The organism is Bradyrhizobium sp. P2_E8 (assembly GCF_056403875.1).
In genome coordinates this window covers 1-4,281 of record NZ_JBFUES010000683.1, presented here as the reverse complement: position 1 = coordinate 4,281, position 4,281 = coordinate 1, and the positions used below count along the sequence as shown (strand labels likewise).

General features: G+C 63.5%; 4 protein-coding genes and 2 pseudogenes. 4 read left to right on the top strand and 2 right to left on the bottom strand.

Features of this window, described 5'->3' with window-relative positions; genetic code table 11:
• A pseudogene (locus tag AC1D00_RS29485) lies at positions 1-212 on the bottom strand (ergothioneine biosynthesis protein EgtB); the annotation flags it as partial.
• Positions 213-452: 240 nt separating this feature from the next.
• Between AC1D00_RS29485 and grxD the strand changes: the two are divergent.
• The 4 genes from grxD to AC1D00_RS29465 are packed head-to-tail and all read left to right on the top strand — an operon-like array spanning position 453 to position 3,931.
• On the top strand, positions 453-779 hold the full coding sequence (grxD, locus tag AC1D00_RS29480) for a Grx4 family monothiol glutaredoxin (RefSeq protein ID WP_027548651.1): 327 nt from the start codon (positions 453-455) through the stop codon (positions 777-779).
• 3 nt (positions 780-782) lie between these two features.
• The gene (locus AC1D00_RS29475; RefSeq protein ID WP_477013089.1) at positions 783-1,334 is read left to right on the top strand and encodes an O-acetyl-ADP-ribose deacetylase; all 552 of its coding nucleotides are present in this window, start codon (positions 783-785) and stop codon (positions 1,332-1,334) included.
• A 46-nt stretch (positions 1,335-1,380) separates the two neighbouring features.
• Entirely contained in the window at positions 1,381-2,667 is a 1,287-nt protein-coding gene (locus AC1D00_RS29470) for a serine hydrolase domain-containing protein (RefSeq protein ID WP_477013088.1), read from the top strand.
• A gap of 1 nt (position 2,668) precedes the next feature.
• The gene (locus tag AC1D00_RS29465; RefSeq protein WP_477013087.1) at positions 2,669-3,931 is read left to right on the top strand and encodes a serine hydrolase domain-containing protein; all 1,263 of its coding nucleotides are present in this window, start codon (positions 2,669-2,671) and stop codon (positions 3,929-3,931) included.
• Between the two features lie 64 nt (positions 3,932-3,995).
• Here AC1D00_RS29465 and AC1D00_RS29460 read toward each other — a convergent pair.
• Positions 3,996-4,281: pseudogene (locus AC1D00_RS29460) on the bottom strand (low specificity L-threonine aldolase); the annotation flags it as partial.

Here is a 4,281-nt window from a genome sequence, read left to right as displayed (position 1 = left end):
GACTGGATCTGCTGGTCCTCCGGCGACAGCGGGGCGGCCCGGCGCTCGGTCTCGTTGCGGACGGCGAGAAACCCATCCTCCAGCCGCTGGGCGAGATTGCCCGGGTCGGAGGACGGTGACGAAATTGGCGGGGCGGCCGTGGCGGAGGCTGGTTTCGTCACGTTTTTCTCCAGACAGGACAAGAGAACGTTGTTGGCGTTGCCCGGTTCCAAAACCAAGGTTCGTCCTAGATAGGGGCTCCGTTACGGTATGAAAGTCCTCCCCGGTGATGATATTCGTGTCATCATGCAATGGGGCCGGTGCCAGCAGGACCGGCCGCCGAGGGGTTGTTCRCCGCCATTTTACTTTGGATGCACAACGGTTTGGGCTACATATATAGGTAGGTATCGGGTTAAATCGGCTGAGCCGGCCCGGAGTGATTGTTGAGGGCTCCGCCCCAGAAGGACATGGATATGAGCATCGAGGAATTCATCGCCAACGAAGTGAAGTCGAACGACGTGGTTCTGTTCATGAAGGGCACGCCGCAATTTCCGCAGTGCGGTTTCTCCGGCCAGGTCGTGCAGATCCTCGACCACCTCGGCGTTGGCTATAAGGGCCTCAACGTCCTCGAATCCGCAGAACTGCGCAACGGCATCAAGACCTTCTCCAACTGGCCGACCATTCCCCAGCTCTATGTGAAGGGCGAATTCGTCGGCGGCTGCGACATCGTCCGCGAGATGTTCCAGGCTGGCGAATTGCAGCAGCTCCTCTCCGAGAAGGGCGTCGCAGTCGCGGCCTGACGCGTGACCGCGCTGTCGCGCCGGATTGGCGGCGCGGAGCTCGAGGTCATCGTTGCTGACATCACGACACTGAGCGTTGACGCCATCGTCAACGCCGCCAACACGTCGCTCCTGGGCGGGGGCGGCGTCGATGGCGCGATCCATCGGGCAGCCGGGCCCGATCTGGTCGCCGAATGCCGGATGCTCCACGGCTGCAAAACGGGCGACGCCAAAATCACCAAGGGCTATCGGCTCAAGGCCGCGCACGTGATCCATACCGTCGGTCCGGTCTGGAATGGCGGCACGCTGGACGAAGACGATCTGCTCGCCTCCTGCTATCGCCGTTCGATCGAGCTGTGCGGGAAGCACAAGCTGACCTCGGTGGCATTTCCCGCGATTTCGACCGGCATTTTCCGCTTTCCCGCGGGCCGGGCGGCGGATATCGCCGTGCGCACGACAATCGAAGGGCTCGCCGTCGCGCCATCCGTTGCGCGCGTGGTGTTCTGCTGCTTTGCCGAGCCGAGCGCCAAGCTCCATGCCGAGGCGCTTGCGCGACACAGCAGCCCTTGTGCCTGATGACGCGGTCAGTACACTCCGCCCGGCCATGTTACGGGGAGGGGACATGATTTCACAATCTGGACTGCGTGCGCTCGCCTGCGGCGCGCTGCTGTCGCTTGGAGCGATGTCGTTCGCACGGGCAGAGGGCACCTACGAGATCCCGGCCGGCGCACATTTCAATCAGGACAAGCTCGCCAAAGTCAGCGAGTTCTTCAAGAACGAGGTCGCAACCGGCAAGATCGCCGGCGCGACCGTGCTGATCCGGCAGCACGGCAAGCCGGTCTACCACGAAGCCTTCGGCGTGCAGGACGTCGCCAGCAAAGCGCCGATCACCGACAAGACCATCTTCCGCCTGTTCTCGATGAGCAAGGCGATCACCTCCGTCGTCGCGGTGCAGCTGATCGAGGACGGCAAGATCAAGCTCGACGATCCCGTCTCGAAATACATTCCGTCCTTCGCCAACGTGAAGGTCGGCGTCGAGAAGAAGGCCGATGACGGCACCAAGTCGCTCGAGCTGGTGCCGCCGACGCGGCCGATGACGGTGCTCGACCTGATGCGTCACACTTCCGGCATCACCTATGGCTTCTATGGCGACAGCCTGGTGCGTAAGGCTTATCGCGAGGCCAACATTTATGCCGGCGATTTCGACCTCGCCGAGTTCGCCGAGCGCATCGCCAAACTGCCGCTGCACAACCAGCCGGGCGGGCTGTGGCAGTACGGCCACTCCACCGACATCCTCGCGCGCGTGATGGAAATCGCGGCGGGCAAGCCGCTGATAGACATCATGCGGGAGAAGCTGCTCGATCCGCTCGGCATGGTCGATACCGGCTTCTTCGTTACGGCCCCCGAGAAGCAGAAGCTGCTGGCGCAGCCGGTGCCCAACGACAGCGATTTCAGGGTCGGCCGGATCAACGATCCGACGGTCGTCAAGAAGATCCAGTTCGCCAGCGGCGGCATGGTCACGACCATGGCCGACTATGAGCGCTTCGCGCAGATGCTGCTCAATGGCGGCAGTCTCGACGGCAAGACCATCCTCAAGCCCGAGGCGTTCAAGCTGATGACGACCGATCAGATCGGCCCGGGCTCCGGCGTCGATCGCGATTATTTCTACTTCCCCGGCGACGGTTTTGGCTTCGGCCTCGGCCTTGCGGTCCGCACCGACCCCGGCAATGCCAAGCCGCCGCCGCCCGGCGATCTCGGGGAATTGAAGTGGGACGGCGCCTCCGGCTGCTATTTCGTGATCGACCCCAAGCAGGACATGTTCTTCGTGCTGCTGGAGCAGACTCCGACCGAGCGCCAGCGCGTGCAACGGACACTGAAGCAGTTGGTTTATGAAGCCATGGAGAAGTGACATGAGCGGGCGCCGCGCGCTGATCGCGGCGCTCGTCGTTCTGGTCGGTGTCGTCGGCGCGAGAGCAGGCTCCGAGGGGCGCCCCGCGCGCAGCCTCTCGCCTGAAGGTCTGGCGAAAGTCTCCGACTACATCAGGAACGAGGTCGCGACCGGGAAGATACCCGGCGCAATGCTGCTGCTCCAGCAGCACGGCAAACCGGTCTATTACGAGAATTTCGGCGTCCGCGACGTCGCGACCGGGATTTCGATGAGCGCGGACACGATCTTCCGCCTCTATTCGATGTCGAAGCCGGTCACCTCCGTGATGGCGATGATGCTGGTCGAGGAGGGCAAGCTCGCGCTCGACGATCCCGTTTCAAAATACATTCCGGCCTTTGCCGGTATGAAGGTCGGCGTCGAAAAGAAGGCCGAGGACGGCAAGGTCGCGCTGGTGCTGGAGCCGCTCGATCGTCCGGTCACGATCAAGGACCTGCTGCGCCACACTTCGGGGTTGCCCTATGGCTATTACGGCGGCGGCGCGGTGCGCGAGCTCTACGCCGAGGCCAATCTCTTCCACAGTAATCTCGGCAATGCCGACTTCGCCGCGAAGATCGCCACGCTGCCGCTGGTCGAGCAGCCCGGCACGGTGTGGGATTACGGCTTTTCCACCGACGTGCTCGGCCGCGTGATCGAGGTGATCTCGGGAAAGACGCTGCTCCAATTCGAGAGGGAGCGGCTGCTCGGTCCGCTCGGCATGACCGAGACGGCATTCTTTGTCGCCGATCCCGCCAAGTTTTCCCGCATTGCCGAGCCGATGCCGGAGGACCGCAACATCAATCCGACGACGCAGGTCCGCGATATCAGGCTGCCCATAACATGGGAATCCGGCGGCGGCGGCATGGTCGGCACCGTCGGCGATTACGCCCGGTTCGCGCAGATGCTGCTCAACGGCGGCATCTACGAGGGCCGGCGTTATCTCAAGCCCGAGACCATTGCGCTGATGGCGTCGGATCATGTCGGACCGGAGACGAAGATCGCGCGCGATCATAATTATTATCCGGGCGGGAACTCCGGATTTGGCCTCGGCTTTGCCGTGCGCACCTCGGTGCCATCAGGCACGTCCTGGCCTACAGGCGAATATCGCTGGGACGGCGTCGGCGGCACATTCTTCTTCATCGACCCCGAAGACGATCTGTTCGGGATCTTCATGGTGCAGACCCCGTCGCAGCGCGGCCGGATCCAACTGGCGCTGAAGACGCTGATCTATCAGGCGATGGGGCGCTGATCGCGGACGTTGCGCCGCTTTCGTGGATTCCTGGGTATCGCTGCGCTCACCCGGGCTACGGGACCTACGCCCCGCGCACGATCTCGCGCACGTATCCGATCGTCTCCTCGATCTGGCTCGCATTGACGTCGAGATGGGTGCAGGCGCGGATGCGGCCGTCCATCATCGCAAGCGTCACGCCGCGCTGACGGAGCGCGGCGACCATCTTGTCGCCGGCGATTCCGGCGCCATCGGGCTTGAAGAACACGAGATTGGTCTCGGGCTCCTGCACCTCGACGCCTGCGATCTGCGACAATCCGCGGGCGAGCGCGCGCGCATTGGCGTGGTCGTCGGCGAGGCGGTCGACGTGG

Excerpts from the sequence above, each read along its gene's own strand:
- grxD (WP_027548651.1), top strand. The coding sequence starts at position 453 with ATGAGCATCGAGGAATTCATCGCCAACGAAGTGAAGTCGAACGACGTG.
- AC1D00_RS29470 (WP_477013088.1), top strand. The coding sequence starts at position 1,381 with ATGATTTCACAATCTGGACTGCGTGCGCTCGCCTGCGGCGCGCTGCTG.
- AC1D00_RS29465 (WP_477013087.1), top strand. The coding sequence starts at position 2,669 with ATGAGCGGGCGCCGCGCGCTGATCGCGGCGCTCGTCGTTCTGGTCGGT.